Here is a 25,892-nt window from a genome sequence, read left to right on the forward strand (position 1 = left end):
TGCCGAGTTACCCGTAATATGCGCTTCACGTTGATTGAAGGCAGAGAAAAAAGTCTTTAGTAAACAAACAGTTTGATGCGGGGTGGAGCAGTCTGGTAGCTCGTCGGGCTCATAACCCGAAGGTCGTAGGTTCGAATCCTGCCCCCGCTACCATATAAGAAAAAAGGCAGACCAGTATCTTACTGGTCTGCCTTTTTTGTATCTATATTCTGGTTAACGTACTGGTGATCAGCCAATACTTCGGCCTGGAAAAATTCAAAGACCGCTTAACCAAAACCCAAAGGCAAAATCAACAGCTCGCGCCGAGGCGACGCTCCTACAAAAGCCACGGCGCTCCTACAAAAACCACGGCGCTCCTACAAAAGCCACGGCAAAAACCACGGCGCTCCGACAAAAGCCACGGCGCTCCTACAAAAACCACGGCGCTCCGACAAAAACTGCGGCGCTCCGACAAAAATCACAACGCCGCGCCACAACGCCAATCCCTGTAGGAGCGGCGCCCCGCCGCGATGCGGGCCGTCAGCAGCAGGAACCTACCAAAGCAGCCTAGCGCCTTAGGAATCCCCGTCTTTTTCGCGAAGCGAGATGGAGTGGTAGTGACACTTTAGTATCACTTTTCAGATTGCGCAATCCAGCTAACGCCCGACTCACGCGCCGGTTTGGAGCCGCAAACCGACGGAAAATCGGTCGCTGTGCAGTCGATTGTTATGTTCTCCCCGAGGTGCTAGATTGTGTATATAATTCGAAAATCATACACATAGGTAACACATGAGAACGAACATCGTTATTGACGATCAGTTGATGGCCGAAGCCCTCAAAACCTCCGGCTACACAACCAAAAAGGAGGCTGTTGAGCAAGGCCTGAAACTTCTGGTTCAGCTTAGCAAGCAACAGGAGATTCGAAAGCTACGAGGCACAATTAGGTGGGAAGGCGACCTGGATGAAATGCGGAGCACCGGATGATACTGGTGGATACCAGCGTCTGGATCGACTATTTTAACGGGATCAAAAACCCGCACACTGACCTGCTGGATGCCTCAATAGTCCAAGGATCAGTCGCTATTGGCGACCTCATATTTCTGGAAATCCTTCAGGGCATCCGCAACGACAAGCAATACCATCAGACTAAACAAAGCCTACTGGCGTTGGATCAATATGAAATGTTTGGCAAAGATATGGCTGCCAAGTGCGCTGACAATTATCGCGCGCTTCGCAAAAGGGGCATTACGATCAGAAAAACTGCCGATGTGATCATAGCAACATTCTGCATAGAGAAGGAGCTACCTCTGCTGTTTTTGGATCGCGACTTTATCCCTTTTGTTGACCACCTTGGGCTTGAGCCTGCTCTGAAAGAAACATAACGCCGCTTGTTAACCCCGGAGTTCGAGATCTTCCCTGATGACCTCGGGATGGCGGAAAGCAATCTCTGCCACCTCATTAGGCTCCACGCGACAGCACCCGGCTGCAGCAGCGTGCGGAAGTCGCCTTCAGACAGACAGGTGTATTGTTTATGAGCCACCGCAATTACCAATGCGTTATAGGTACCAGGCTGTGGCTGTTCTACCAAAGTCAGGCCCATCGCCAATACGCGGGAGCCGGCGATGGTTTGGCCGTTGCGAATCATGGGGCTCACATAGGGGACAGATTTCAAATCTGTCCCCGTTTCAATCAATACGTCCAACGGTAGTAGCAAACTTATATCACAAATCGAGGTGCTGAAAGTTCAGCGCGGGCAATAGCATTGGTCCATACATGTGCCGCCCACTCAGTGTCATCAGCTGTTCTCTGGCGGCTGAATACAGTACCGAAGCGCCATTGACTACGACAGTTTTTTTGCAATCTTCGACGCTGCCACTGTCTTTAAGACCAAACAAACCTTCAATAATCACCTCAAAGCTGTACGGAAAATGGTCATCTTCCGGCTTATAAGCCATCTCCAGCCGCAACAGATATGGCCCGCAATCTCCGGCATCATCGTCACTGAACAGGCTTACTTCCGGCTCTAAATGAACGCCCTCAAAATCTGGATAGGGGCTTTCGTTATTAGCCAAATTGGCGGGATTCAAACCTTCTCTGGCGTGAAGGGCCAGAGTCACAAAATGATAGTGCTGCAATTGAAGTGGCGAACGGTTCATCAATGCTCCTAAGCCACCAGCTTCATTCGGGCTTCTTCGCGAGTGTAATTACGAGTTGCAAGCACACTTTGGGATACTTTGCGGTGTAGATCGGTTGACGCGTGCAACAGCTGCCGGGATTTGTACAAATTATTCACAGCCTCCTGCTGCATCGCCTGGTGCTTCTCAGGATCTACAACTTCAGACTGCTGATGAGCCTTTCTAAGTATCACGTCAAATTCTAGCCCTATAGCTCGGCAAACCTGGAAAATGGTTTTCAACGTAAGATTTGAGCTACCGGTGAGCACTTTGGATACACGACTTCTTTTCCAGTTGAGCTGTTCGGCCAGGGCTGCACTGGACAACCCTGCCTCTTGGACGGCTGAGGCCAATACGATGGCAACATCCTGAGCTTTGGCTTCAAAAATAACGTTTTCATCTTCCCAAATCGAATTGCACAGATCCGCAAACTCTTTATCGATGGTACTCACGTTCAGATCACCTCCGTGGTGCTGCTGAAGAGCCAGGGCTTAATGCTTCGAGTTGAAGCTGCCCCTCGTTTTCAGCACTTATATACCGTTTTACTTCCTTCTCAAGCGCTAATTCTTCAGCCTGCGAGAGTTTATCTTTGCGTTTGGCCAACACACTTGCCAGAAAAATTAGTTTTCCTTGGCCATAATAAAACGGTAATCGTATGTCTCCGTGGCGTATTCGCCAGATCACTCTTTCCTTTCCTTGGTATTTGAACTTGTGCAGTTCGTGGCATTGTTTTTTGTCGTAATGAGCCGTAATAGGTTGGCCCATGGCCGCGATCTGAATTAGCTTTTTCAAGGCAAGAATTGTTGCCTTTTTATCCTCGATACTCGATAACCCGGCGATTTTCGAGAACAATACGCAGCCACTGTAATCGGCATGCTCGCACGGCGCGAACACTTGCCAACTTCCCTTAAGCTGCTGAGGTTCTGGCTGTGCTTGATAACCAATGGATTTGAATGTAATCCGCTTCAAGGATAGTGGCATGTTAACTTTTAAGTGAACCTCATTCAACAAGCTGTTGATTAATCTTCCGTGAAAAAAGGGGTACGCGCTCTTGCACAACTCCACCCGGCTGCGGTGGCGCTCGTTAGTCGGCTTCTGAAAGTCCTGTCGACTGCTTATGAAACCAGGGACAGATTTCAAATCTGTCCCTCTACGTTGCCGCCAAACCGGGGACGGATTTGAAATCCGTCCCCGGTTTAGGCTTCTACGTACAGCACTTGGTGGGTCAGGACCGTCAGCGTCTGCAACGCTTCGTCCCACTGCACGGGCGATTCGTGATAAACCAGAGGCCCAATGAATTCTTCGTATCGTTCTTTGTGGATGAGCTCTCTCTGTAAGCACGCCAGCCCATGCAGCATCTCCGCCCTAGGGTCAGTCAGAAATTCCTCATGCTGACGCCCGAAATGCTCAGCGTCTGTTTCCGATGGCTTCGGCACCAACTTAATGTCGATATCTTCCGACATCCGATAAGTGTTCTGGTGGGCTTTTGCCAAACTGGTTCCGCCAGCGAAGACTAGGTCAAACTCTATCGGTTTTATCGTTGCCAAGAGCTTCAGCAATTGAACCGCATAATAGTCTTTCTCAACAATTGCAGGCCGCTCAATACCAAGCGCGTCTGCAACATCCGCCAACAGCGATGTATCTAAACTCATGCAGCGACCGCCTCAACCATTAGGCGGTACTTTCCGTAAAAAATGCTGCGACTGAAGTCGCCGTAAACGCGAACAGTTATCCGCGTCGGAATCTGGGTAGACCCAGATTGGTAGTCCCGCTCGGCCCCGGTCGGCTCCCAGCGAACGCCCAAACGACTTAAGGCTTCCTTAGAGACCTGATCAAAGCCGCCGGGAGCCGCCAGCATTGTCTTGCCAGTAATCCGGTTGGGACGTGCTTTTGCGTAGAGACCCTGGCCAATTCGAGCGAGTCGCCCTTGTGCTTCGAGGCCTCTCAAAGCGCGGCCAATCTGGTCGTAGTTGCCTAAAGCTTTAAAGTCGGACCTTAAGAACACGATTCGCCGACTTTTCCGGATTTTCTCGCGAATTCTGAATTCAAGAGTAGGTGTGCGCATCATCGTGACGCCCCAAGCGTTTTATGACTTTACTTATTTATAATCAATAATAGTAAACCTGTCAAAAAAATACGACACTTAAAAATTCGTATTATATACTTAAGTATTTGTTTAAAAATACTAAATAGACCTTTATCGAAGAAAAAAGCGCCGCAAATACGATTCCACCAACCCCAAAACTTCATCCATTTCCCGCAGGATACCCACACCGACCAAGGCGTAGGGTGAATGCGGGAAATGGATGGGGAAGGGGACGGATTTCAAATCCGTCCCCTATCCTCGTTGTTGGCCCAGCTGTCGGTGGCGTCTACCTAGCAGCCGAATTCACCCAGCTCTTTGATCAGGTCCACTACTTTGGTGTTGCGCAGGTCTGGGCAGTTTTCTTTGAAGGCCAGGCCCCGTTGGTTTCTGGTGAGCCGTCAGTCAGCCAAAAGGCTCTCATAAGGAATATTCAAGCCATTGTGGAGGCGCTTGATCATGCCTATGGTAAGAGGGCGCTTCTTGTTCAGAACCTCTGAAACTCGGCCGCTAGAACCAATATAAACCTCCAGATCACGCTGGGTGAGGCCGTCCTGGTCCATGCGGAAGCGGATAGCCTCAATCGGATCTGACGCTGGCATCTCATAATGCTGATCTTCGTACTTCTCTATTACAATACTCAAAAGTTCCAGCTCATCGCCTTCATCCGTCCCTGTCCTGGCTCCCCACAGCTCTTCCATCCGCGCAAAAGCCCTCTGAAGGCCTTCTTCGTCACGAATAAGTTTGATATCCATCACACGGTCTCCGCATCTATTTGATCGTACTGGGGGTGCGTACCGACGAACCTTATCCAGGCGATCTGTTTCTCATAATCAATGGCCGCCACGACGCTGTTAATGCAACTCTCCATTGACCCGACAAGTGCTTTCTCCGCTAAAAACGCGGCCACGCCAGAGTGTTCAGCGCGCCCAGTGCCGGGGGCTCCTCAGGCTTGATTTGCCCGCGCGATTGTTGGCTCATTGCCAATTTAGTCTTTGACACCGTGCCGCGTTGCCCGTAACATTTTTGCTCGTTAACCGGAAGCAGATCAACAGCTCCCCCGCCGCCACATAAGAAAAAGGCAGACCAGCATCTTACTGGTCTGCCTTTTTTATATTTATTTACGGATTGACCCAAGCCAATGTCCCAGCCTACCAGCCGCCTTGATCGATTCCTGTTTGTCGCCGTGCTTGTGGTGCTGGTGTGGCTGCCGTTACCGCTGGGTAGCAATCGCGACTGGTCTGTGGGCTTGCTGGTGCTGTTAATCGGCGGGCTGGGCAGTCTCTGGGCCATCGGCCAACTGCGCGGCAGCGTAACACCCGCCCTGCAAATCAAGTCAGTTAGGGCCGCACTCCCGCTTCTAGGGCTGCTTTTACTCACACAAACCTGGGTTGCTGTGCAGTGGCTGGCCGGGCTAACGGTCGACAATGGCGCAACCTTCCAATACCTGATGCTCGGGCTGGCTTACAGCCTGCTGTTCCTGCTGGTGGTCAGCCTGTGCCATACCCGTAAACGGCTGAGCCTTCTGCTGGGCACCTTAGTCGTCAGCGGCGCCTTGCAAGCCTTTTGGGGAGCCTTCATGACGTTATCCGGTGTTGAATGGCTGCTGGCCGGCCCCAAAACCAGTTACGTCGGCCACGCCACCGGCACCTTCGTTAATCGTAACCACCTGGCGGGCTACTTGGAGATGACTCTAGCTTGCGGTATAGGCCTGCTGTTGGCGCTGCGTGATAACCGTCCCTTTAGTTGGGTGAACCTTCTGGAACTGTTAATGGGCCCTAAGGCGCGCTTGCGCTTGGCCTTGGTGGTTATGGTCATCGCACTGGTGATGAGCCACTCACGGATGGGCAACGCTGCGTTTTTCATCAGCCTGCTGTTGGTTGGCGGGCTGTTTATCCTTATTGAAAAAGAACACCGCCTGCGCAACAGCCTGATCCTCGTCAGCCTGATTCTGATTGACGTACTGGTGATCAGCCAATACTTCGGCCTGGAGAAACTCAAAGACCGCTTAACCAACACCCGGTTGAATGATGTGGTGGTCAACGGCGACGTGGTACAGCGGGCCAACGAACTGCGAGACGACGTGTTCGGCTACGCCATTCCCCTGTTAACAGAACGCCCAATGGTCGGCCAGGGCGCCGGCAGCTTCGAGGCAGTGTTCCCGCAATACCCCGGCGAAGACATTCGCCTACACTTTGACCACGCCCACAACGACTATCTACAGTTCGGTATCGAGTTTGGCTTGCTGGGCAGCCTGCCGCTGGTGGCATTCACCCTGATGGCACTGTGGTATGCATTAAAAGCGTTGCGGCGGCGCGATTCGGTGTACCGCAGCGGCGTTGGCTTTGGTGCGGCCATGGGCATTATTGCCCTGCTAATTCATTCCAGCACCGACTTCAACCTGCAAATTCCCGCCAACGCCGCAACGTTCGTAGTGCTTTGTGCCATTGCCGTACTGGCCGGCAGCCACAGCAACCGGCGGCAACACAAACAACCCCTGTAGGAGCGGCGCCCCGCCACGATAGCACCTGTAGGAGCGGCGCCCCGCCACGATAGCACCTGTAGGAGCGGCGCCCCGCCGCGATGTGGGCCGCAGGCCCGCCACATAACCGCAAACACCGCAAAACCCAAAACCAAAACCAAAAGCAAAACCCAAAGGCAAAATCAACAGCTCGCGCCGGGGGCGACGCTCCTACAAAAGCAGCGGCGCTCCGACAAAAAACCACAGCCCCGCCGCGATAGCACCTGTAGGAGCGGCGCCCCGCCGCGATGCGGGCCGCAGGCCCGCCACATCACCGCAAACACCGCAAACACCACAAACACCGAAAAACCCAAAGGCACAACCAACCGCTACACCCAAATGGCATCCCAATGTGGGTAGAGGCCCACACGCGTAACCAGGCCTGCCCTGAGCGGATTGGCGACCACATAGCGCGCCATCGACTGCAAATCCTCTTCGCGACGTAATGCCCGGTCATGAAACCCCGCCTGCCAGACAGGCCCGCCCAAGCGTTTGGCGGATATGGATTTGACCCGGCCCACCAGAGCCGACAGCGATCCCTGCTCCAGACGTAGTAACCAATGCAAATGATCGGGCATCACCACGAACGCCAGAGTCGTGCAGCGGCCCAAAGTCGACTCCGCATGCAACACGCCAATCAAAGAACGGGCTGAAGCAAAATCAGCGAAAACCGCACGCCGCTCGCGCGTCACCGTAGTCACCAAATAAATCTGCCCAACCGCCGACCAGCGGCCGGTGCGCAACCGACTGGCAAATCCCTTTCTTTCAGGCAGCATCATGGAACTCCTTTCCATAAATCCAACAGCTCGCGCCGGGGCGACGCTCCTACAAAAGCTACGGTGTTCCGACAAAAACCACAACGCCAACCCCCTGTAGGAGCGGCGCCTCGCCGCGATGCGGGCCGCCGGCCCGCCACATAACCTCACAACCCCTGTAGGAGCGGCGCCCCGCCGCGATGCGGGCCGTCAGCAGCAGGAACCTACCCAAGCAGCCCAGCGCCGTAGGAATCCCCGTCTTTTTCGCGAAGCGAGAGGGCGGGGAGGATGTCAAAGACAAAAGACGCTTGCCCCCTCATACAAAATTTTGTATGATTTAATTCATGAAACGAAACCATAAACCCATCGCGTTCTGCGGCAGCTCTCTCAGTGAACTGCGCACTTTTCCAGAAGATGCCCGGCGAGAAGCTGGCCACCAGCTGGATCAGGTTCAGCAAGGTCGCGAGCCGGACGATTGGAAGCCAATGGCAAGCATCGGCGCTGGCGTTCGTGAAATACGCATCCGTGAAGCCTCTGGAGCTTTCCGGGTGATCTATGTCGCGAAATTTGAAGACGCCATTTTCGTGTTGCACTGCTTCCAGAAGAAAACCCAGAAAACCAACCGCGCGGACGTTGTGCTGGCCACCCAACGACTGAAAGACTTGATAAAGGAGTTAGGCCCATGAGCCAACGTTTCGACAGCGTCTGGGATGCCATTGAGGACACCCCAGCACAAGCCGAAAACATGAAGGTGCGTTCCGCCTTGATGATCGCTTTGAAGAAGCGCATTGAGGCTGAAGGCCTGTCGCAAGCGAGCGCGGCCAAACTGTTCGGTGTGACTCAGCCACGCATCTCCGATCTGCTACGCGGCAAGGTCACGCTGTTCAGCATCGATACGCTAATCAACATGCTGGCCACTGCCGGACTGCATGTAGAACTGCAAATCGCTCAAACGGCCTAAGCGTCAGTTGCAGTTAATGTGAGCCAGCGCAAATGGAACACAAACCGGCGCGTGTGAAGTGCACGTCGTGCGCAAACGCCCCGCCACAACGCCAACCCCTGTAGGAGCGGCGCTTGAGGCCAGGTCTTCCAGAATCTGGTGAACAATGCGACAGTTCGATGTTTTGCTGCAGGGCGTGGTCAACCCGGGTAGACAGCCAGTTAGTGATCATTTGCCGCCTTGGATACAGCACCTGCTGCTGAATTTGATTCACCAGCGGTGAACCCCGGCCGGCTTCGGACTGGATACCACCGATGACGTTCAGAACGATACGGTCTGACAGCTCTTCCATGAACGCTTCGTAATAGAAGTTGATGAACTGATAAGCCCGATACTGGGTAACATCGATGATGCCGTAGCGGTGCAACCGGTGCACAATCGAGATTAGCCGTAGCAGGCGTAAAATACGGAAGCCGCCAATCGGTATGCAGCCCACCAGGTCATACCAGTGAATGAAGGGGTAGAAGTACCAGCGGCCGTAGTCGTAGGTTTTTACCGCGTGAACCCAGCGCACAAAAAATTCCGTCAGAAAGATGGCTACAAACAGCAAGTCGTAAAAAATAAAGTTTTCGTGAATTGGCTGATAAGCCGCTTGCAGTGCCGGGAAGACTTCTTTCAGGGTATTTTGAATGGCGACAAAGTTGTAAATGGAATCCCAGATGATGAAGGCCATATTCACCATCAGTAGGCCCAACATCAGAAAACCCAGCAGAAACCAGATAAACTCGCGGCTGGATCTGAGTTTTTGACGGTTTATATTCTGGCTATGGCCGCCAGGCAGGAAGTTGGACTGTCTGGACCGTTACGGCTTACGCCCGCGCGCGAACATTTGGCGGTGGCCGTTCTAGTGCTGTTGCCACGAGCGCAGGCCATCGCAGACAAAATTCTGGCCCGGGCAGCCGCCATCGCCAAACCGGTGGTAGTAAACTTTCTGGGGCAGGGCAGGGCAGGGCAGGGCAAAGCAGTGAAGCCGGTGAGCGTCGCGCAGCCAGTTTGGGCAATGGCCTGAATTCTCAGCAGCGCTGCATTCACAGCAGGTACGTCCACTCAGGGTCGTCAAATAGCTGTGCCAGGCTCAGCGAATCGCATTCCGCACTTTCGAAGACACCCACTCAGACACCACCACGGTGCCCAGAATAACCACGAAGATCATTGTTACCCGAGGCCACGCCAGAGTGTTCAGTGCGGCCTGTAATTGCAAGCCAATACCACCAGCACCGACCAGCCCCAAAATGGTGGACTCACGAATGTTGATGTCCCACCGAAACACGGTTACGCCAAAAAAAGTCGGCAGAATTTGCGGAACAATGCCGTAGTCAAGGCGTTGCATCAGCGATGCACCCGTTGCTTCGATAGCTTCAATCTGGGAAGCATCAATCTCTTCGATTGCTTCGTACATCAATTTGCCTATGAATCCGATGGAACGAAGTGCAATGGCTATGACGCCCGCCAACAATCCCGGCCCGAGCATCGCCACCAGCAACAGCGCCCAAATCAGGGAATTTATGGAGCGCGATGCAACAATCACCAATAACGCCAGCGGCCTTACAAAACGACGTGAGGGCGTGGTGTTGCGAGCCGCCAGAAAGGCGATAGGAACGGCAATGACAATGCCGATCAAGGTGCCAAGCGTTGCGATATTCAGGGTGTCCCAGAGCGGCCCCCAGAGAGAATTAATGTACGACCAGCTCGGCGGAAACATGCGCCCGCCCAGATCCCGAATCTGTTCCGGCGCATCCGCCAGAAAAAACCAGAGCGTGTTCTGGTTCATGATGCGCCAGGTCACAATAAAGGCCGCAATCGTGATTAGCCAGGCAAACCAGACCAGCCATGCGTGTTTGCGGGTGTTGCGTTTCCAGACGTTCAGTGCAGTTAAACGTTGAGTCATCATTGCACCCACTTACGAACGTAACCAGACAGATACTCCGTCGCCATCACAATCACGATGATGATGATCAGTACAGCGCCAGCCGAGTCGTATTCGTAGCGATCAATGGACGTGTTCAGAGTGGCGCCAATACCGCCTGCGCCGACGATGCCGATGACCGCCGATTCGCGAAAATTAATATCCAGCCGGTATAACGACAGACCAATCAGCCGGGGCATTACTTGTGGCATCACACCAACATGGATCAGCTGCAGCCAGCTGGCCCCCGTGGCTCGAATGGCCTCAGCCTGCCGTTCATCCATCTCTTCGATGTCTTCTGCCAGCAATTTGGCCATAAAGCCAATGGTGGCGAAGGTCAGGGTCAGGAATCCAGCCAGCGGACCAAAACCCACCATGGCTACAAACAGAATAGCGATGATGATTTCCTGCAAGCTGCGCGAAACAGCAACAAAACTGCGGCAAATCAGATAAATCGGGCCGTTGGAAATATTGCGTGCAGCACCCAGACCAACCGGTATGGCCAACAAAACGCCAGCGATGGTCGACGTTAGCGTCATAGTAAGGCTTTCTACCAGGCCGATAGATATATCACGCCAGCGGGTGGTGAAATCTGGTTGTAAAAAGCCCATGGCAAATCGGCCTCCCCGGTCTAGCCCCTCGTAGGCCCGCTGCCAGTTGACATCCAGCGAGCTGCTGGCGGCCAGCAGGTAAACCAGCGCAACCAGGTATAAGCCCCAGCGCCAACGTGGATCGGGAATCAGAACGGGCGGGCGTCGCCAGGTTCTGGGATATTGCTGTGTTGTCATTGGGCGCTCTCCAGGCGATTCGCGTCCAGTGCCGGGGACTCCGGATCTTCACCCTCTCGGCCGGGCTTACCCCGCAGGGCTGCCCAGTCTTCCTCGCCATAAATCCGTGTCAGAACATCGTCAGATAATTCAGAGGGTGCACCATCGAACACCACCTGTCCCTGATTCAGGCCGATGATTCGAGTAACGAACGCCTGCGCCAGCGGTACGTCATGAATGTTGATGATGGCTGGTAACCCGCGTTCGTTACACAGCTCGATGATTAACCGCATGATTTGACGCGACGTTTTCGGATCAAGACTGGCTGTCGGCTCATCGATCAACAATAGATCCGGTTCCTGCGCCAGTGCCCGGGCTATCCCAACGCGCTGGCGCTGGCCGCCAGAGAGCGCGTCGGCGCGTTTGTCGGCATGATCGGCCAAGCCAACCCTATCCAGGAAGCGATAGGCGTTTTCGATGTCGTCGGCTGGGTAGCGGCGGGTCAGGCTGCGCCAGAACGGAACGTATCCCAGGCGACCGGAGAGCACGTTTTCCATAACAGTCAAGCGTTCAACCAGGGCGTATTCCTGGAAGATCATGCCGATGCGACGGCGCTGGCGACGCAGTGCGCTCTTACCCAGACCAGCCATTTCCTGGTCACCCAACCAGATCTTGCCAGAACTGGGTTCAACCAGGCGGTTAATACAGCGAAGGAGGCTTGATTTGCCCGCGCCTGAGGGGCCAATCAAGCCCACTACCTGGCCGGCTTCTACCGACAGGTTGATGTTGGTCAGCGCCTTGTCTCCAGTTTTGTAGACCTTGGTTAACTGTTCCAGTTTTAACACATTGCCACTCCTTACGCCCCGTCAAGATTGACTGTTGGCGATTGGCATCGACGCACCCAAACTGAGTGGTCAATAAACAAAAAAGCCCGGCAATTGCCGGGCAAAAGTCTGAGTTATGAATTGATTTTTAGTGGCCCATAGTGCGTAGAGTTAGCCTTATTGGCAGCTGTACTGCACGCCGTTGGCATCGTCGATCTGACGAATAACCGACCATTCTTTTTGAAAGGTAATAGGAACAAACTGCGCCTCACCCGATTTGGAAAATTCTTCTTCCAGCTTTGTTCCTGACCAGTCGAAGGAGAAAAAGGCATTCTGAACGGCTTCCTGCAGATCCGGATGCAGATCGTGGGCAAGACCGTAAGAAGTAGTCGGGAAGGTTTGTGATTTGTACAGCGTTTTGATCTGATCTTCAGAGACGATGTCGCGGCTGAGCATACGGCTCAGTACAGAGTTGGCAATGGCCGCTGCCGGGTAATCCTGATTTGCTACGCCCAGAATGGAGTTGTCGTGCTTGCCGGAAAAAACCGCCTCAAAATCGCGACCCGGCTCCATTCCGTATTCTGATTTCAAAATGGCGGAAGGCGCCTTAAAACCCGAGTTGGAGGTTTGAGAAGTAAAGGCCAGTTTCTGTCCGCGCAGGTCTTCAATGTCATTGAAGCCGGAATCCGGGTGGGTGATGATTTCCATTTCATAACCGAACGATCCATCAGCCGCGGCCATCATCGCAAACGGGCGATAACCAGAGCAGGCAACAGCCAGCGGGTTGGAGCCGGTGTTGAAGCCAGCAATGTGCAAACGGCCGGCACGCATAGCTTCGATTTGAGCGGCATTCGACTGAACAGGAAAAAACTGGACGCGCTTGCCAGTTTCAGCTTCCATGTGGGCCAGGAATTCGGACCAGACACTTGCATAGACAGCAGGATCTTCCACCGGTGTGTAAGCAAAAACCAGTGTTGACGGGTCTCGCCAGTCGGATTCGCTGGTCGGAATATCGGCAACCAAGTCGCCGTCTGCATCCTGATAACGGCTGTCCAGTTTAAACTCAGCCATTGCCGGTGTAACCGATGCGACGGCCAGCGTCAGCAAACCAAGGGTAAAGGATTTACTAAACAGGGTTGAGCTCATATTCATCGTCCATATATTGTTGCGATGTGTATTTGAAATCTATCCCACACCTTAATGATGAAATATGACTGTTGAGTGACATCGTTTTTGCTGCCTGATTTTTTTGATCATAGCCGATGTGTGTTTTTCTAAACTGACACATGCGCAAACTCAGCAAGCACAGACAGTTTGAGGAAGGCTTAAGACATCCAGGGCGCCCTTTTGTTTATTTGCCAGTCTCATTGATATATACCATCCCGACTGACTGAGCTTTCTTGTCAAAGGTCAATGTCGAACTGCATCCCCGGTTTTCGCTGATAACAGCAATAAGTGCGTCACTGAAATCCGCATTCCCACCTGAAAAGCGTTTAAGCGCGAGATAAACCAAGTCAGCTTCATCGACCACGAGTTGGCGTGTCGTCAGAAGCCCGTTTACTATCGCCTCAATCGCACTTTGGGTCTGGTTGTAACAGGTCTCCAGCACCCAGACCACTTCGACCAATACAATCGACGATATGAAGCCGGGATTACGCGGTGTCAGTTGTTCTTCAATGACTTGATTGGCCAGTGCAGACTGGGCCGCATCGTCCTGAGTCAAGTAGCGCACCAGGACGTTGGTATCAAGGCCGATCATCGTCCCGCCTTTTGCCGAATTGCTGAATCCATTTCTTCAATGCTTACGACTCGTTTAGCTGCAACAATGCCTCGTAGTCGGCTAACGTCCTCAACCGCCGCGAGAACTTCCCAATGGCCTTCGGACACCTTCACAAACTCTACGCGATCACCAGGCCCTACCTTTAATTCAGCCCGCACGTTGGCCGGAATCGTTATTTGTCCTTTACTAGTTACCGTTGCTGTGGTCATTGCCTGCCTTTCCTTTTTTCATTCGCCTTACATAGCGTAAGGTATTACGGAAGCAAAAAAATAGCTACTGAAAATAGCGACTGGAAGACTCAAATTCAATGGCAAAGCGATCGACGGCCAGATCGTCTGGGTTAGTATTTGTAATGTTTTCAAAAGTCATACTATTTTTTCTATAGGTACCAACTTTATCAACAATATGATCCCACGTCAGCATGCCCCATAGCCTGCCATTCTGGATCAGTGAAATGGTCAGAGCAGCTGCTACACCCATATTGCCCAGATATGCCAAGTGCATCAGTGGCCGTGAACGGTAAGCCGAATAGGTCATATTCAGGGGCTGGTTGGTACTGATATCCGGGGCGCCATGCACGGGCACCGTGGCGCACTTTCTGTTAGCGGTCACCCAGGTCAGGTTTTGGCTGTTAAGCGCCCGGGCCTGTGCCGGAATATCCGATGCCAGAAAACGGTTTCCCAGATAACTACCCATGTGCGCTGAACGGCTTTCTGCGATCACTTCGCCATCCCGGGCGTTTTTGTCGACACCCGGGCTTTGGCCTTCGTTATTACGGCAGGTTTTCGCGCCAGCGTTTGACCTTCACCTGGGTTTTCACGGCTTCCAGAATTTCCTGAATCATCTCGACCAGCGCCTGGTTGGCCTGGTGCTCCTTGCGCCCGGGTTCGACATTGGGTAACACGGCTGCCACCAGGTCATCAATAAAGGCGTGATTGGCGCTTGAGGCCAGGTCTTCCAGAATTTGATGAACAATGTTGGCGACAATATCCCCCACCGAGTCTTCCAGGGTGCGGGCGATGGTTCCGCCGACTACAGGTAAGAGTTTCAGGCGTGACAGTTCGATGTTTTGCTGCAGGGCGTGGTCAACCCGGGTTTCCAGATAGTTGCGCAGGGCACCGCGGTTTGGCACATAGCTTTCCGCGGCGGCCTTCGCAACCCGGGCAGACAGCCAGTTAGTGATCATTTGCCGCCTTGGATACAGCACCTGCTGCTGAATTTGATTCACCAGCGGTGAACCCCGGCCGGCTTCGGACTGGATACCACCGATGACGTTCAGAACGATACGGTCTGACAGCTCTTCCATGAACGCTTCGTAATAGAAGTTGATGAACTGATAAGCCCGATACTGGGTAACATCGATGATGCCGTAGCGGTGCAACCGGTGCACAATCGAGATTAGCCGTAGCAGGCGTAAAATACGGAAGCCGCCAATCGGTATGCAGCCCACCAGGTCATACCAGTGAATGAAGGGGTAGAAGTACCAGCGGCCGTAGTCGTAGGTTTTTACCGCGTGAACCCAGCGGACAAAAAATTCCGTCAGAAAGACGGCTACAAACAGCAAGTCGTAAAAAATAAAGTTTTCGTGAATTGGCTGATAAGCCGCTTGCAGTGCCGGGAAGACTTCTTTCAGGGTATTTTGAATGGCGACAAAGTTGTAAATGGAATCCCAGATGATGAAGGCCATATTCACCATCAGTAGGCCCAGCATCAGAAAATCCAGCAGAAACCAGATAAACTCGCGGCTGGATTTGAGTTTTTGACGGTTTATATTCAACATAATGAAAGAGGTCCGGCTGGTAACGGGTGATCGTTCTAAAAAGAGTTGCCCGCCAAGGTTAGCGCATTTTGGGTGGCTGAACGACTTGTCAGCAGTGGGCAAGCTACACTGCGACATCTCATAAAATTTCAGGCGCGCCAGGTTACATAGATTCCTGGTGGCTTAAGAACAGAATTCACTCTATGGCACCACAAAAAATTTTGGCCTGTCTGCGGCGCACCGGGCTGGTAATGCTCGCACTGGTTGGCGTGTCAATGCCAGCCCTGGGCCAGCAGGTGAAGGTGCAGGTGCAGGGCGATTATCCGCAATTGCAGGATAACGCCGAAGCGTTTATCGGCGATGTGGAAGGGCGCAGTGTCAGTAATCTGCGGCGCTATGCCTCTACCGCGGTAAACCAGGCCAGCGAAGCACTGCGGGCACTGGGTTATTACAACCCGGATATCAGCTGGCAGCTGGAACAGGGCGATGCCGACGCTGACAAGCCGCCGCAACTTCTTTTAACCATCGTGCCCGGTGAACCGGTGCGGGTAAAAACGCGGCAGGTAGATATTAGCGGGCCAGGGGCAGAAGATGCCAAGTTTAGTGGCAACCTGCCGGCCAAGCCGTCGTTGGGGGACGTGCTCAACCATGGCGAATACAACGCTCTGCGTGACACTTTCCCTACCCGTGCCCGCCGCCGCGGTTATTTTGACGGCAAACTGACCACCCATGCACTGACCGTAAATCCGAAAACCCTCGAGGCCGACATTGCCCTGGCGTATGACAGCGGTGAGCGGTATCGCCTGGGCGAAGTGACCTTTGCCGAAGGCCATTGGTTCGAACTCGACCTGCTTGAGAACTTCGTTACCTTTGAGCCCGGCACGGCCTACCACGCCGATGAGATTGCCAAACTAAGCAGCGATCTGTCTGCAAGCGGCTATTTTGCCGGGGTTAATATTGACGCCGTCCCGGAGAGTGCGGAAGACGGCGTCATTCCGGTGCGGGTTGCGCTCACCCGTCGCGAACGCCGCTCGGTGTCCGCCGGTGTTGGCTTTTCCACCGACGTGGGGCCGCGTTTTCGCGTTAACTGGCGCGAGCATTGGGTAAACCCGCAGGGCCATACCCGCGGCGCCGATACCGAGCTTGCGCAGCTTCGTCAGAGCATCAGCACCTGGTACGAAGTCCCCCTTGACCCACCAATGACTGATCGACTGCGCTTTAGTGGTGGTCTGCAGCGGGAAGACATCGAAGATGTGGAATCGGAGCTGGCCACCTTGGGCATGCAGCGGCAACACCGATTTGAAAACGACTGGCTCCAGATTTTATCGCTGCGCTGGGAGGGCGAGCGCTATACCATCGGTAATGATGACGAATCCGATACCAGTAGCCTGCTGTTGCCAGGCGCGGGGTATTCCCGGCTGGTTCAGGACTCGGCGCTGAATCCTTCGCAGGGCTACAACCTGCGCTTTGACATCAGCGGCGCCCACAGTGCCTTGCTGTCTACCGCCGACATCCTGCACGTTAAGGCTTCCGCCAAGGGCCTGACCACCCTGGCGTACAAGCATCGTTTTCTGGCGCGTTTCCAGATCGGCGGGCTAGGCACCAACAGCTTCACGGATGTGCCACCGTCATTACGGTTTTTTGCCGGTGGTGACCAGAGCGTGCGCGGCTACGGCTATGAAACCCTGTCACCATTAAATGCTAGTGGTGCCACGGAAGGTGGCCGCTACCTGATTGCTGGCAGTGCTGAGTACCAGTACGAGTTTGTAAACAATTGGCGTGCTGCGCTGTTTGTGGACCATGGTAATGCCGTTAATGATTTGCTTGATCCGCTGGCCACCGGAGCCGGCGTTGGTGTGCGCTGGATAAGCCCGGTAGGGCCGCTGCGGCTGGATCTTGCCAAGGGCTTGAACCCGGAATTTGGCGGTGACTGGCGCATACACTTTTCCATGGGGCCGGAATTGTGAGTACCGAACAGAATCAAAAACAGCAGCTGCAGCCGCCGGCCACGTCCGCAGCCACGAAAAAACCGCGGCGCCGACGCTGGTGGTTCTGGGTGCTAGTTGTTACTGCCATCGTACTGCTGCTGCCGCTTTTACTTTTGACGTTTGCGCTGCTGGCGCTGCGCTCGGAAACCGGCACGGCCTGGGTTATTGAACAGATCCCCGGGCTGGAAGTGCAAGCCGGGCAGGGCTCGTTGCTGGGCCGCTGGCAGGCCTCATCTTTAAACTGGCGAGGTTACGGCGTTGATTTGCAATTGCAGGCGCCGGATTTGCAGTGGTCGCCCCGGTGTTTGCTGCAAAAGCGGCTGTGTGTGGACCATCTACGGGCGCAAACCATAGAGCTGAACTTGCAGCCGTCTGCCGACGAAGACGATAGCCCCAGATTGGACATCCAGCTGCCCGATATCGGTCTGCCGTTGGGCATTCGCGCAGACCAGATTCGCCTGGGAGAGTTTTTTGTTAACGACAACAAGATCTGGGACACGGTCGAACTGGATGCTGGCGGCGCCGGTGAAAGCTGGCTGATAGACCAAGCGTTTTATAAGCTTGACGATATTCAGGTAACCGTATCCGGGCGGGTTCAAACCCGCGGCGACTGGCCGGTTGACCTGGATGTCAGTGCCGTATTGCCGCCGCCCTCGGGGGATCGCTGGAAAATAGATCTGACTTTGGCGGGCAGCGTGCGCGACCTGCGCGTTAGCGGCAGCAGTCAGGGCTACCTCGACGCAATTCTGGAAGGCAGTGTTGAACCACTGCAGGCAGACCTGCCGGCTAGCCTGAACATTCGCTCCGATACTTTTTTGGCAGCTCCGTCTTTACCACCAACGCTCAGGCTGAACAGCCTGAAACTGGCGTTGCAGGGGTCTTTAGCCGACGGTTTCGAAACTAGCGCCCAGGCTACTTTGCCCGGCACCACTGGCCCGGTTGAACTTGACCTGGCCGGGAAAGTGACCACCCAGGGCGCCGACAATATTGAGCTGACATTGGCTGCAAACAACGCCGGGCGCGACGGAACCCTGGCGCTGACCGGCAGCGCAGCCTGGCTGCCCGAGCTGGCCGCCGATGCCAATCTGACCATGAACGCCTTTCCCTGGTACACCTTGCTGCCCGATATGCAGGAACCTCCGGTCAACATTGATACCTTGCAGCTGCGGGCAAACTGGCAAGACCAACGCTATACCGCCACGCTGGCGGCTACTGCCGGCGGCCCTGCCGGTGAGGCCAGTCTGGAGTCAGAGCTTGAGGGCGATCTGCAGCAACTGACTATTTCCCGCTTACAGGTGCAAACCGGCGCTGGCACCTTAACGGGTAATGCCAACGTTGGCCTGGCACAGCCGCTGTCGTGGCAGGCTTCGCTGGAGATGCAGAAATTCAACCCGGGTTATTGGGTGCCGCAATTGCAGGCCAGTCTGGATGGCAGCATCCGTTCCAGTGGCCAGTGGCCAGAATCGGCTAGCATGCCAGAGATGTCGGCAGAGGTAGATCTTGCCGGCCTGTGGCGTGGGCAAACCACCCGTATAAAGGTTAAAGCCAGTGCCGCAGACGGGCTCTGGCAGGTACCTGAATTAAATGCCGCTATTGGCGATAACACCTTGGCCGGCAAAGGGCAGTGGGGTCAGCAGTTACAAGCCGAGCTGGACTTGAATTTGCCTGAGCCAGAAGCGATTCTGGAAAGTCTGCGCGGGCAGGCCAACGCCCGTTTAACGGTAAAAGGCACGGTGCAGCAGCCCCAGGCGGATATCCGCATTTCAGCAGCGGCTTTGGCCTGGGAAGACCAGTTGCAACTCGCGGATATGGAACTCAGCGCCAGCCTGGATGCGGCGGGCGCAATCCGCAGTCGGTTGCAAGCACAGGGCATTGAAGCCGGTGGTCAGACCGTTGAGCAGCTGGACGCAACGCTGGATGGCACGCGCCAGAATCATGAGCTGGTGCTGGAGATGATTCACCGTGAGGTTGAAGTTCGCCTGGCGCTGGCGGGTGCGGCGGGTGAGCAGTGGCAACAATGGCAAGGCGAGCTCAGCCGCGGTGAAGTGCTGGTGCCGGGGCAGGACCAACGCTGGCAGCTGCGCCAGCCCGCGGCTCTGTTCTTCAAGGCCGCGACAGGCGGCGCCGAGCCGCAACTGACCTTTGCCGAACATTGCTGGCAGTGGCAGCAAAGCGCCTTGTGCGCCGGTGACCAGACCCTGCTGCCGGCAGCAGACATCGAATACCGCATTATCAACTTGCCGGCGCAGGCGCTGGCGCCATTATTGCCGGAAAATCTGCGCTGGCAGGCCAATATCAATGGCAGCATCGATTTTTCCATGGGCGCCGAAGGCCCCAGCGGCGCGATAGAGCTGGATGCCGGCGCAGGCGACTTCGAAATTCTGCTGGATGGCGACTGGGAAACCTTGCGCCACAGCGCATTGTCTACCCGCTTGACGTTGCAGCCGTCTGAGGCTCAGTTAACCTTGACGTTGGCCGGGCCAAAACTGGGATCGCTAAAAGCAGACCTGAGTATTGACCCGGCGGCTTCTGAGCGCACCCTCAACGGCGACTTCCAGCTCAGCGGTATGGACATTGCGCTGCTGGGCATTTTCACCGGTCTGGAAGAGGTAGCCGGCCAGATCAACGGTCGGGGTGAGCTGTCTGGCCCGCTCATGCGGCCCGCGGTGAATGGCGAATTAACTCTGTCTGATGGCCGGGTGGTTGACCCACGCCTGCCCCTGGCCATGGAGCAAATCAACGTCACCGTTGAGATGCTGGGCTACAACGCCAATATTAACGGTTTGATTCGAGCCAATGAGCGCAGCGAACTGGCGCTCCAGGGCGAACTTGACTGGCAAAGCGACCTGCCCAGCGGCAGCGTGTCTTTGCGCGGCGAGCGCCTGCCCATCAACATTGAGCCTTACGCCGAGCTGGAAGTAGCGCCGGACTTGACCATCGCCTTTTCCGGCGGCGAATTGCAGGTCAATGGCCGTGTTGACGTACCCCGTGGCGCTATTGAAATTCGCGGGCTGCCGCCGCGGGCAGTATCGGTGTCTGATGACGAAGTGATTGTGGGGGTGGAAAGGCCCGAACCGGTGATTCGTTCGTTAATAGTAGATGTGGTGGTGAACGTAGGCAGCCCCGATGACAAGGTCACGTTTGCGGCGTTCGGCGCGACAGGCGACCTTAGCGGTACCCTGCGCATTGGCAACAATATGGATACCCGCGGCACCTTGCGGCTCAACAACGGTCGCTTTGAAGCCTATGGCCAGGATCTGACCCTGCGCAAAGCCAGGCTGCTGTTTGTCGGCAACCTGAGCCAGCCTTATCTGGAACTGGAAGCGACGCGCACGGTGGGGACGGTTGTCGCAGGGCTGCGGTTGACGGGCCCGGTGCAGTCGCCTGAGACCGAGGTGTTTTCCAGCCCGGAGATGCCGCAAACCGATGCGCTGTCGTACCTGATTCTGGGCCGCGCTCCGCAAAGCCGCCAGGACGACGGCCAAATGAGCCGGGCAGCGCTGTCATTGGGTTTGAACCAGGCTAACAAGATTACCGGTGCGCTGGGCGCAGAGTTTGGTATTCGTGATTTGACCCTTGAAGCCGAGGGCAGCGGCGACCAGACTGCGGTGGTGGCCAGCGGTTACCTGACTGACGAACTCAGCATTCGTTACGGCGTGGGCATTTTTGAGCCGGTGACCACGGTGGCGTTGCGGTATGATTTGGGGCGCTATTTCTATCTTGAAGCCGCCAGTGGTCTGGCGGCTTCGCTGGACATTTTCTATACCCGGGATTTTTAAAAAACGGTTAAAAAACCGTTAACGCACGGCTAAGGCGCGGCGCTCAGTCTGGCTATTTTCAGGCGACAGGCTTCGTCTACAAAATGGCGGAATATACGGCGGTGGCCGTTGTGGTAAAGCAGATACTCTGGGTGCCATTGCACCCCCATTAGCCACTGGCCACGGGTATTTTCGATGGCCTGCACGAACAGATCGTTATCCACCGCCACTACGCGCAGGTCTTGCCCCAGTCTTTTAATGGTTTGGCTGTGAATACGATTTGCACCGATAACCGGCGCCCGCATGATCTGGCTCAGGCGGGTGTTGTCCACTACCTTCACGGTTTGCAGGGGCAACAGCAGCGGGCGATGGCGGGTGTTCTGCCGCAGTGGGGTCACGTTCTGGCACAGCGAGCCGCCGCGATGCACATTAATCAACTGTGCGCCGCGGCATATTCCCAGCACCGGCAGGTTCAGGGCTTCCGCTTCTGCCAGCAGGCGCTGATCGGTTTCATCACGGCGTTTATCGTAATTTGCCGTTACCATGGGCTGCTGGCCGTACAATTCCGGTTGCACGTGAGTGCCTCCGGAAAGCACCAGGCCGTCAAGCATGCTAACGTTCACCCGCGTACCGGGGCGTATGTAATGGGTGTGCGCTCCCTGCAGGCGCAGCGCCAGCATGATCAGCCGCTGGGCCGGTCCGCGCCGGCGCGGACCACTGATGCCAATGGTCAGCCCGGGCGGGGACTCTTCTGCCATCCGTTCAGATATCGATTCAGACATAGCCTTTGTGTTCAAGCCAGTGGTGAATGGTTTCCGGTTTGCTGTGGGTCAGATTGTGCAGGCTGATGGTGCCGGAGTCGCGAAACTGGGCCCGCAGCTGCGCCAGGTCGTCGTTGTTATTGGCAATGTCGTCCAGTATTACCCAGTCATTCCATACCGAAGAAAAATTCCACTGCGGGTTGTCGATGTCGCAGTCCGGTAGCCGGTAATGCAGGGTGGGCCGTTTTTTGATACGTGGGTCCTGCACATGGCGGGCCAGCAAGGGCGCATCCAGATGGGCAAACAGCGGCAGCAAATCCAGTGCCCGGTTTCGAGTGGGGTTGTGCTGCAGGTAGTCTTCCATCAACTGCTCCAACGATGGCGCGTAGCCATCTTTCATCAGCAGTTCTGTGTAGCGAGGCGCCCAGGGCTCTATGTAGGGTGTAAAACGCCGGCTGACATCCAGTTGATGGCGCTTTTTCAGCCACTCGTACAAGCCGGCAAACGCCTGTAAATAGCGCGTAATGGTGGACGCCTGTAAATCTGGCAGTTCCGGGTTCAGTTGCAGCCCGAAGGCATAATAAATGGACTCGCGGCTGCCCAGAGCGCCAAGGTTACGCAGTTCTTTAACCAGCCGCTCAACCTCTTCCACCTGGGAAAAACCGATAGGCGGCCCAACAATTTCCAGCGGAACAATACGCTCGGCCGCGGCGTCAATCACGTCCATAGCCTGGCCACCCAGCTCGCGCAGGCTTTCTGGAACGTCGGCCCCGGTCAGGTCCAGATCTTTAATGGGGTCAGAATCCAGCTCGATCACAAACTCGCCCAGTGGCGTGTCTACTGCAGTTACGTAGCGCGACCGCGGTTGCGGTGTGCCGTTCAGCAGGTTGGCGACTTCGCGCACCAGCGCCTCGTAGCTTAAACCCGAAAGCTCGATTTCAACACCAACCCGGCGCTCTGCTCCGCTGGCAGTGTGGGTTACAGAGGGGATTTTGCAGAAGTTCTTTTGCGTCATTATTACACCCTTGGATCAGTCTTCAGCGCTTCAAGTGCGGCCCGTAACGGTAGAATTATCATAGCATATTAGGTATCTGACGCTGGTAACAGCGCAAGCGGGGGAAATGCTGCAAACAGGGTTTACACTGGATAAAACACTGTATATAGTCAAACCACTGTATAAACAAACAGGGTATGTTATGACACAGCGGATCCCGAATATGAAGCTTACCGCCAGGCAGTCCCAAGTGCTGGATATCGTTCGCCGCTACCTGGATGAAACCGGGTATCCGCCCACCCGTGCCGAAATTGCAGCTGAGCTGGGTTTCCGCTCCGCCAATGCGGCAGAAGAGCATTTGCGGGCATTGGCACGTAAAGGTGCTATTGAAATGGTGCCCGGCGCCAGCCGCGGTATTCGCCTGCCGGAAAGCGAGCAGGACCTTGGCTTGCCGGTAATTGGCCAAGTGGCAGCCGGTAGCCCGATTCTGGCTCAGGAGCACGTGGAAGACCACTGCACTTTAAAGCCCGGCTTTTTTTCGCCGGCGGCGGATTATCTGCTTCGAGTGCGTGGTATGAGCATGAAGAATATCGGCATTCTAGACGGTGACTTGCTGGCAGTACACAGCACTCAGGACGTTCACAACGGCCAGATTGTGGTGGCCAGGGTAGGTGATGAAGTGACGGTGAAGCGCTTTCGTAAAGAAGGTAATAAAGTGTATCTGGTGGCGGAAAACGACGACTTCGCGCCGATTGAAGTGGATCTGACCGAGCAGGATCTGTTCATTGAAGGGTTGGGCGTTGGCGTTATCCGCCGCTCAGACCTGCACTGATCCGTAGCGACAGAAAACCGACACAAAGAAGGGCGGGGAATCATGGAACAACTGAGCTTTAACGGCAATCTTGCATACCAGCAACAGATCGCAGCGCGAGTGGCAGAGCAGGCGCAGCCTGTGCGAGTTCAGCCCCGGCCAGCCCCGGTGTCTGTTGGTAACGTCACCGAAATCATCTTGCCCCAGGGCCAGGTGGAAAATTTTCAGCTGTTACTGCCAATGCTGACCCAGCTGAACCAGGAGAAGCGCTGGCTGGCATGGATAGACCCACCTCAGGAGCTGGTCAGCAAATGGCAAAAAATGCACGGTATTGTTGCCGGTGAGCTGCTGGTTTTGCGTTCCAGTGCCGAGCATCCGGCGCGCCAGTTGGCGGAGCGGGCGCTGAGGGTCGGCACATGTCACGCGGTGGTGCTGTGGACCGAAAAGCTGAACAAAGCGTGTTTTGAGGCACTTCAGGCGGCATCCGCCGCGGGTAACAGCCACGGCGTCGTTTTGCGTCAGCGTTAGTAAAGAGATTTGCGCCAGCGTTAGTAAAGAGCCTTGCGCTAGCGCTAATAGAGTTTAATGCAGCGTCGGGCTGTGGGGCGCATCAAACCACTCGACGTCGCTGTCGTTGTCGCTGCTATCCCAGTCCAGGTCCTGGGCGTTATCGCCCGCAGCGTCAATGCCTGCCGCAATCATGGCTTTGGCAACTTGCATCTGGCGGTCATCCATCATGTCTTTGGCTTCTTCGGAAAAACTGATGCGCACCAATGGCGCGCCGTCGTCGTCAACGCGGCGCAACGCGTAATCGCCATTGCTGAGTTGAATAATTTCAAAAAACGATGGTGACATGTTCCGAACCTTTATGTTCGCCAACGGGAAAGCGTGTGCGGGGATTTTTTACCACTCGCTGTGTCTTGCTTCCACATCGGCTGAAAATTGCTTAAATGCGCTTAGGCTGGCTTGAACCGATGCCAGCGAACGGTCTGCGCCTACGGCCGCAGTGATGGCAATAATGTTGTCGTTGCTGACGGTTTTTTTTGCCGCAGGTGGCCGGTTCTGCGCGTCTCCAAGTTGCTCCAGTTGGTTCCACCAACTGTCAGCGCTGGCTTGCAATGCCAGCAGTTGCTGAACTTCCGGCGCATCGGCTCCGATCAGCTCGCCCAGTTGGTCAATGCTTTGGGGTTGCCCTTTGCGTTGCTGATAGCACACTGCCAAGGTATACAGCAGCAGCCTTCGCGATCGCAGCATCAGTTCAATGGCCCCTTGTTTGCAGGCTTCCTGCTGTAAGGGCTGATTGCTGTTAACGGCAAGCCGTAACAATGTCTGCGCCAGTGCCAGTTTACCGGCAAGATGGGAATGCCACGCTGTTGCCATATACCCTCGCGACTGTTGTTGCTGCTATTAATGCTAGTGTGATTGGCGCTGTGAGATTCATGGACACCGGAATCCACTGAAACCTGAAATTAGCCCAACATCATAACAGCTTCAAAGCCGCGGTGCCCGCTGTCTACTTCCGTTTTGAGAAGTTTGCCGGAACCAGGCCGTGTCGATCTACCTCGGCTGCCGTACGTCGTGCTGTGCGCCGCTAAGGTGTAACATGGTTAAACGTAAGTGCATCGGTATTCGCACCCGGTTGCAGATCACTGAACAGGAGCAATGAAAAATGGCCGCAGACCACCCTGCAATGGCACATCTGGAGCAGCTGCTCGAGCACATGCAGCAGGCTTTGAAAGACCAGGACTGGGAGCTGATTAGCCGCCTGAACCCAGAGATAAAGCCCGCTATCGAACCCTTGCTTGAAGCGCTGGAACAGGGGCAACTGCCAGCTGAAACAGTGCGTGATCAACTACAGCGGGTGCAGGAGTTCGTCGACGCCGCTGACAGCTCTGCCCACCAGGCCAAGGCCGCAGCGCAGCTCGAATTGAAAGAAGTCAACCGCAACAGCAGCGCAGCTAAAGCCTACCATAAGGTGTCCTCGTCCCGGCCCTGAGCCAGACGCGGCACTGGCCCGGCGGTCGAATTGCGT

The 25,892-nt window shown here is 55.1% G+C and carries 32 protein-coding genes, 1 tRNA gene and 1 pseudogene; 12 read left to right on the plus strand and 22 right to left on the minus strand.

From position 1 onward, the window contains the following. Positions 1-76 precede the first annotated feature (76 nt). The 3 genes from ATI45_RS21375 (at position 77) to ATI45_RS21390 (ending at position 1,361) form a co-directional block, all read left to right on the plus strand. Positions 77-153: transfer RNA gene (locus ATI45_RS21375), tRNA-Met, on the plus strand. Positions 154-768: 615 nt separating this feature from the next. After that, positions 769-963, plus strand: a complete 195-nt coding sequence (locus ATI45_RS21385) for a type II toxin-antitoxin system VapB family antitoxin (protein WP_098421534.1) — start codon at positions 769-771, stop codon at positions 961-963. After that, positions 960-1,361 carry a PIN domain nuclease gene (locus ATI45_RS21390; protein WP_098421535.1) on the plus strand — a complete coding sequence of 134 codons (402 nt, stop codon included), beginning with the start codon at positions 960-962 and terminating at the stop codon, positions 1,359-1,361. The genes ATI45_RS21385 and ATI45_RS21390 overlap by 4 nt, the downstream gene beginning before the upstream one ends. Before the next feature lie 339 nt (positions 1,362-1,700). On the opposite strand, the gene ATI45_RS21395 is transcribed toward ATI45_RS21390, so the two are convergent. The 8 genes and pseudogenes from ATI45_RS21395 to ATI45_RS21425 all read right to left on the minus strand — a co-directional run bounded on the left by ATI45_RS21395 (position 1,701) and on the right by ATI45_RS21425 (position 5,107). After that, positions 1,701-2,135, minus strand: a complete 435-nt coding sequence (locus ATI45_RS21395; protein WP_098421536.1) for a hypothetical protein — start codon at positions 2,133-2,135, stop codon at positions 1,701-1,703. 8 nt (positions 2,136-2,143) lie between these two features. Next, the gene (locus ATI45_RS21400; protein WP_179888441.1) at positions 2,144-2,605 is read right to left on the minus strand and encodes a helix-turn-helix domain-containing protein; all 462 of its coding nucleotides are present in this window, start codon (positions 2,603-2,605) and stop codon (positions 2,144-2,146) included. A gap of 7 nt (positions 2,606-2,612) precedes the next feature. Then, on the minus strand, positions 2,613-3,164 hold the full coding sequence (locus tag ATI45_RS21405) for a hypothetical protein (RefSeq protein WP_143751201.1): 552 nt from the start codon (positions 3,162-3,164) through the stop codon (positions 2,613-2,615). Between the two features lie 185 nt (positions 3,165-3,349). Continuing rightward, complete coding sequence (locus tag ATI45_RS21410; RefSeq protein ID WP_098421539.1) at positions 3,350-3,805, minus strand: nucleotidyl transferase AbiEii/AbiGii toxin family protein; 456 nt, start codon at positions 3,803-3,805, stop codon at positions 3,350-3,352. Next, positions 3,802-4,221, minus strand: a complete 420-nt coding sequence (locus tag ATI45_RS21415; RefSeq protein WP_218926169.1) for a DUF6088 family protein — start codon at positions 4,219-4,221, stop codon at positions 3,802-3,804. The genes ATI45_RS21410 and ATI45_RS21415 overlap by 4 nt, the downstream gene beginning before the upstream one ends. Before the next feature lie 311 nt (positions 4,222-4,532). Further along, positions 4,533-4,616: pseudogene (locus tag ATI45_RS23205) on the minus strand (UDP binding domain-containing protein); the annotation flags it as partial. Positions 4,617-4,637: 21 nt separating this feature from the next. Then, positions 4,638-4,991 carry a helix-turn-helix domain-containing protein gene (locus tag ATI45_RS21420; RefSeq protein ID WP_098421540.1) on the minus strand — a complete coding sequence of 118 codons (354 nt, stop codon included), beginning with the start codon at positions 4,989-4,991 and terminating at the stop codon, positions 4,638-4,640. Then, positions 4,991-5,107 carry a type II toxin-antitoxin system HigB family toxin gene (locus tag ATI45_RS21425; protein WP_098421854.1) on the minus strand — a complete coding sequence of 39 codons (117 nt, stop codon included), beginning with the start codon at positions 5,105-5,107 and terminating at the stop codon, positions 4,991-4,993. The genes ATI45_RS21420 and ATI45_RS21425 overlap by 1 nt, the downstream gene beginning before the upstream one ends. 270 nt (positions 5,108-5,377) lie before the next feature. On the opposite strand from ATI45_RS21425, the gene ATI45_RS21430 reads away from it, so the two are divergent. Next, positions 5,378-6,739 carry an O-antigen ligase family protein gene (locus tag ATI45_RS21430; RefSeq protein WP_098421541.1) on the plus strand — a complete coding sequence of 454 codons (1,362 nt, stop codon included), beginning with the start codon at positions 5,378-5,380 and terminating at the stop codon, positions 6,737-6,739. A gap of 347 nt (positions 6,740-7,086) precedes the next feature. Here ATI45_RS21430 and ATI45_RS21435 read toward each other — a convergent pair whose 3' ends face one another. Further along, a complete protein-coding gene (locus ATI45_RS21435; RefSeq protein ID WP_098421542.1) occupies positions 7,087-7,533 on the minus strand; it encodes an REP-associated tyrosine transposase in 447 nt (148 codons plus the stop codon). Positions 7,534-7,856: 323 nt separating this feature from the next. On the opposite strand from ATI45_RS21435, the gene ATI45_RS21440 reads away from it, so the two are divergent. Both ATI45_RS21440 and ATI45_RS21445 read left to right on the plus strand, forming a co-directional pair. Further along, the gene (locus ATI45_RS21440) at positions 7,857-8,198 is read left to right on the plus strand and encodes a type II toxin-antitoxin system RelE/ParE family toxin (protein WP_098421543.1); all 342 of its coding nucleotides are present in this window, start codon (positions 7,857-7,859) and stop codon (positions 8,196-8,198) included. Next, positions 8,195-8,473 carry a helix-turn-helix domain-containing protein gene (locus ATI45_RS21445; protein WP_098421544.1) on the plus strand — a complete coding sequence of 93 codons (279 nt, stop codon included), beginning with the start codon at positions 8,195-8,197 and terminating at the stop codon, positions 8,471-8,473. Before ATI45_RS21440 ends, ATI45_RS21445 begins: the two co-directional genes overlap by 4 nt. Positions 8,474-8,486: 13 nt before the next feature. On the opposite strand, the gene ATI45_RS21450 is transcribed toward ATI45_RS21445, so the two are convergent. After that, positions 8,487-9,209, minus strand: a complete 723-nt coding sequence (locus ATI45_RS21450; protein ID WP_323807661.1) for a hypothetical protein — start codon at positions 9,207-9,209, stop codon at positions 8,487-8,489. Positions 9,210-9,257: 48 nt separating this feature from the next. Between ATI45_RS21450 and ATI45_RS21455 the strand changes: the two genes are divergently transcribed. After that, positions 9,258-9,521, plus strand: a complete 264-nt coding sequence (locus tag ATI45_RS21455; protein WP_098421545.1) for a hypothetical protein — start codon at positions 9,258-9,260, stop codon at positions 9,519-9,521. 66 nt (positions 9,522-9,587) lie between these two features. On the opposite strand, the gene phnE (ATI45_RS21460) is transcribed toward ATI45_RS21455, so the two are convergent. The 8 genes from phnE (ATI45_RS21460) to ATI45_RS21495 all read right to left on the minus strand — a co-directional run bounded on the left by phnE (ATI45_RS21460) (position 9,588) and on the right by ATI45_RS21495 (position 15,569). After that, positions 9,588-10,403, minus strand: a complete 816-nt coding sequence (gene phnE / locus ATI45_RS21460; RefSeq protein WP_228736036.1) for a phosphonate ABC transporter, permease protein PhnE — start codon at positions 10,401-10,403, stop codon at positions 9,588-9,590. Next, a complete protein-coding gene (gene phnE / locus ATI45_RS21465; RefSeq protein WP_098421546.1) occupies positions 10,400-11,206 on the minus strand; it encodes a phosphonate ABC transporter, permease protein PhnE in 807 nt (268 codons plus the stop codon). Before phnE (ATI45_RS21465) ends, phnE (ATI45_RS21460) begins: the two co-directional genes overlap by 4 nt. After that, complete coding sequence (phnC, locus tag ATI45_RS21470; RefSeq protein ID WP_098421547.1) at positions 11,203-12,030, minus strand: phosphonate ABC transporter ATP-binding protein; 828 nt, start codon at positions 12,028-12,030, stop codon at positions 11,203-11,205. The genes phnE (ATI45_RS21465) and phnC overlap by 4 nt, the downstream gene beginning before the upstream one ends. Positions 12,031-12,186: 156 nt before the next feature. Continuing rightward, positions 12,187-13,161 (minus strand): phosphate/phosphite/phosphonate ABC transporter substrate-binding protein, encoded by a 975-nt coding sequence (phnD, locus tag ATI45_RS21475; protein ID WP_323807662.1) that lies wholly within the window; start codon positions 13,159-13,161, stop codon positions 12,187-12,189. A 199-nt stretch (positions 13,162-13,360) separates the two neighbouring features. Further along, positions 13,361-13,768 carry a PIN domain-containing protein gene (locus ATI45_RS21480; protein WP_098421549.1) on the minus strand — a complete coding sequence of 136 codons (408 nt, stop codon included), beginning with the start codon at positions 13,766-13,768 and terminating at the stop codon, positions 13,361-13,363. Continuing rightward, the gene (locus tag ATI45_RS21485; RefSeq protein ID WP_018405547.1) at positions 13,765-13,998 is read right to left on the minus strand and encodes an AbrB/MazE/SpoVT family DNA-binding domain-containing protein; all 234 of its coding nucleotides are present in this window, start codon (positions 13,996-13,998) and stop codon (positions 13,765-13,767) included. Before ATI45_RS21485 ends, ATI45_RS21480 begins: the two co-directional genes overlap by 4 nt. Positions 13,999-14,062: 64 nt before the next feature. Continuing rightward, on the minus strand, positions 14,063-14,512 hold the full coding sequence (locus tag ATI45_RS21490; protein WP_228736037.1) for a GAF domain-containing protein: 450 nt from the start codon (positions 14,510-14,512) through the stop codon (positions 14,063-14,065). A gap of 49 nt (positions 14,513-14,561) precedes the next feature. After that, positions 14,562-15,569, minus strand: a complete 1,008-nt coding sequence (locus ATI45_RS21495; RefSeq protein WP_098421550.1) for a hypothetical protein — start codon at positions 15,567-15,569, stop codon at positions 14,562-14,564. A gap of 182 nt (positions 15,570-15,751) precedes the next feature. Between ATI45_RS21495 and ATI45_RS21500 the strand changes: the two genes are divergently transcribed. Continuing rightward, positions 15,752-17,515, plus strand: a complete 1,764-nt coding sequence (locus tag ATI45_RS21500) for an autotransporter assembly complex protein TamA (protein ID WP_098421551.1) — start codon at positions 15,752-15,754, stop codon at positions 17,513-17,515. After that, positions 17,512-21,315, plus strand: coding sequence for a translocation/assembly module TamB domain-containing protein (locus ATI45_RS21505; protein WP_098421552.1), 3,804 nt, complete (start codon positions 17,512-17,514; stop codon positions 21,313-21,315). Before ATI45_RS21500 ends, ATI45_RS21505 begins: the two co-directional genes overlap by 4 nt. Before the next feature lie 29 nt (positions 21,316-21,344). Here ATI45_RS21505 and ATI45_RS21510 read toward each other — a convergent pair whose 3' ends face one another. Further along, a complete protein-coding gene (locus ATI45_RS21510; protein ID WP_098421553.1) occupies positions 21,345-22,076 on the minus strand; it encodes a gamma-glutamyl-gamma-aminobutyrate hydrolase family protein in 732 nt (243 codons plus the stop codon). Then, a complete protein-coding gene (locus ATI45_RS21515; RefSeq protein ID WP_098421554.1) occupies positions 22,069-23,070 on the minus strand; it encodes an amidoligase family protein in 1,002 nt (333 codons plus the stop codon). The genes ATI45_RS21510 and ATI45_RS21515 overlap by 8 nt, the downstream gene beginning before the upstream one ends. A 202-nt stretch (positions 23,071-23,272) precedes the next feature. Between ATI45_RS21515 and lexA the strand changes: the two genes are divergently transcribed. Both lexA and ATI45_RS21525 read left to right on the plus strand, forming a co-directional pair. After that, positions 23,273-23,881, plus strand: a complete 609-nt coding sequence (lexA, locus tag ATI45_RS21520) for a transcriptional repressor LexA (RefSeq protein ID WP_007348730.1) — start codon at positions 23,273-23,275, stop codon at positions 23,879-23,881. 42 nt (positions 23,882-23,923) lie between these two features. Further along, the gene (locus ATI45_RS21525; RefSeq protein WP_098421555.1) at positions 23,924-24,388 is read left to right on the plus strand and encodes a cell division inhibitor SulA; all 465 of its coding nucleotides are present in this window, start codon (positions 23,924-23,926) and stop codon (positions 24,386-24,388) included. Between the two features lie 54 nt (positions 24,389-24,442). Here the strand turns inward: ATI45_RS21525 and ATI45_RS21530 are convergent, their stop codons facing one another. Together ATI45_RS21530 and ATI45_RS21535 are read right to left on the minus strand one after the other, a co-directional pair. Continuing rightward, on the minus strand, positions 24,443-24,715 hold the full coding sequence (locus tag ATI45_RS21530) for a hypothetical protein (RefSeq protein ID WP_098421556.1): 273 nt from the start codon (positions 24,713-24,715) through the stop codon (positions 24,443-24,445). A gap of 48 nt (positions 24,716-24,763) precedes the next feature. After that, positions 24,764-25,240, minus strand: coding sequence for a DUF6586 family protein (locus ATI45_RS21535; protein ID WP_098421557.1), 477 nt, complete (start codon positions 25,238-25,240; stop codon positions 24,764-24,766). Positions 25,241-25,529: 289 nt separating this feature from the next. Between ATI45_RS21535 and ATI45_RS21540 the strand changes: the two genes are divergently transcribed. Next, positions 25,530-25,856, plus strand: coding sequence for an SOS cell division inhibitor (locus ATI45_RS21540; RefSeq protein WP_098421558.1), 327 nt, complete (start codon positions 25,530-25,532; stop codon positions 25,854-25,856). The last annotated feature ends 36 nt before the right edge of the window (positions 25,857-25,892 follow it).

The organism is Marinobacter sp. LV10MA510-1, assembly GCF_002563885.1.
Classification (GTDB): Bacteria; Pseudomonadota; Gammaproteobacteria; order Pseudomonadales; family Oleiphilaceae; genus Marinobacter.

Bases quoted from the DNA above. Each gene is read 5' to 3' on its own strand.
- ATI45_RS21440 (WP_098421543.1), top strand. From the start codon at position 7,857: ATGAAACGAAACCATAAACCCATCGCGTTCTGCGGCAGCTCTCTCAGT.
- ATI45_RS21425 (WP_098421854.1), bottom strand. From the start codon at position 5,107: ATGGAGAGTTGCATTAACAGCGTCGTGGCGGCCATTGATTATGAGAAA.
- phnE (WP_228736036.1), bottom strand. From the start codon at position 10,403: ATGATGACTCAACGTTTAACTGCACTGAACGTCTGGAAACGCAACACC.
- ATI45_RS21485 (WP_018405547.1), bottom strand. From the start codon at position 13,998: ATGACCACAGCAACGGTAACTAGTAAAGGACAAATAACGATTCCGGCC.
- ATI45_RS21510 (WP_098421553.1), bottom strand. From the start codon at position 22,076: ATGTCTGAATCGATATCTGAACGGATGGCAGAAGAGTCCCCGCCCGGG.
- ATI45_RS21410 (WP_098421539.1), bottom strand. From the start codon at position 3,805: ATGAGTTTAGATACATCGCTGTTGGCGGATGTTGCAGACGCGCTTGGT.
- phnE (WP_098421546.1), bottom strand. From the start codon at position 11,206: ATGACAACACAGCAATATCCCAGAACCTGGCGACGCCCGCCCGTTCTG.
- ATI45_RS21390 (WP_098421535.1), top strand. From the start codon at position 960: ATGATACTGGTGGATACCAGCGTCTGGATCGACTATTTTAACGGGATC.
- ATI45_RS21495 (WP_098421550.1), bottom strand. From the start codon at position 15,569: ATGTTGAATATAAACCGTCAAAAACTCAAATCCAGCCGCGAGTTTATC.
- ATI45_RS21445 (WP_098421544.1), top strand. From the start codon at position 8,195: ATGAGCCAACGTTTCGACAGCGTCTGGGATGCCATTGAGGACACCCCA.
- lexA (WP_007348730.1), top strand. From the start codon at position 23,273: ATGAAGCTTACCGCCAGGCAGTCCCAAGTGCTGGATATCGTTCGCCGC.
- ATI45_RS21540 (WP_098421558.1), top strand. From the start codon at position 25,530: ATGGCCGCAGACCACCCTGCAATGGCACATCTGGAGCAGCTGCTCGAG.
- ATI45_RS21530 (WP_098421556.1), bottom strand. From the start codon at position 24,715: ATGTCACCATCGTTTTTTGAAATTATTCAACTCAGCAATGGCGATTAC.
- ATI45_RS21500 (WP_098421551.1), top strand. From the start codon at position 15,752: ATGGCACCACAAAAAATTTTGGCCTGTCTGCGGCGCACCGGGCTGGTA.
- ATI45_RS21435 (WP_098421542.1), bottom strand. From the start codon at position 7,533: ATGCTGCCTGAAAGAAAGGGATTTGCCAGTCGGTTGCGCACCGGCCGC.
- ATI45_RS21430 (WP_098421541.1), top strand. From the start codon at position 5,378: ATGTCCCAGCCTACCAGCCGCCTTGATCGATTCCTGTTTGTCGCCGTG.
- ATI45_RS21515 (WP_098421554.1), bottom strand. From the start codon at position 23,070: ATGACGCAAAAGAACTTCTGCAAAATCCCCTCTGTAACCCACACTGCC.
- ATI45_RS21415 (WP_218926169.1), bottom strand. From the start codon at position 4,221: ATGATGCGCACACCTACTCTTGAATTCAGAATTCGCGAGAAAATCCGG.
- ATI45_RS21420 (WP_098421540.1), bottom strand. From the start codon at position 4,991: ATGGATATCAAACTTATTCGTGACGAAGAAGGCCTTCAGAGGGCTTTT.
- ATI45_RS21385 (WP_098421534.1), top strand. From the start codon at position 769: ATGAGAACGAACATCGTTATTGACGATCAGTTGATGGCCGAAGCCCTC.
- ATI45_RS21525 (WP_098421555.1), top strand. From the start codon at position 23,924: ATGGAACAACTGAGCTTTAACGGCAATCTTGCATACCAGCAACAGATC.
- ATI45_RS21535 (WP_098421557.1), bottom strand. From the start codon at position 25,240: ATGGCAACAGCGTGGCATTCCCATCTTGCCGGTAAACTGGCACTGGCG.
- phnD (WP_323807662.1), bottom strand. From the start codon at position 13,161: ATGAATATGAGCTCAACCCTGTTTAGTAAATCCTTTACCCTTGGTTTG.
- ATI45_RS21395 (WP_098421536.1), bottom strand. From the start codon at position 2,135: ATGAACCGTTCGCCACTTCAATTGCAGCACTATCATTTTGTGACTCTG.
- ATI45_RS21450 (WP_323807661.1), bottom strand. From the start codon at position 9,209: ATGTTGGGCCTACTGATGGTGAATATGGCCTTCATCATCTGGGATTCC.
- ATI45_RS21480 (WP_098421549.1), bottom strand. From the start codon at position 13,768: ATGATCGGCCTTGATACCAACGTCCTGGTGCGCTACTTGACTCAGGAC.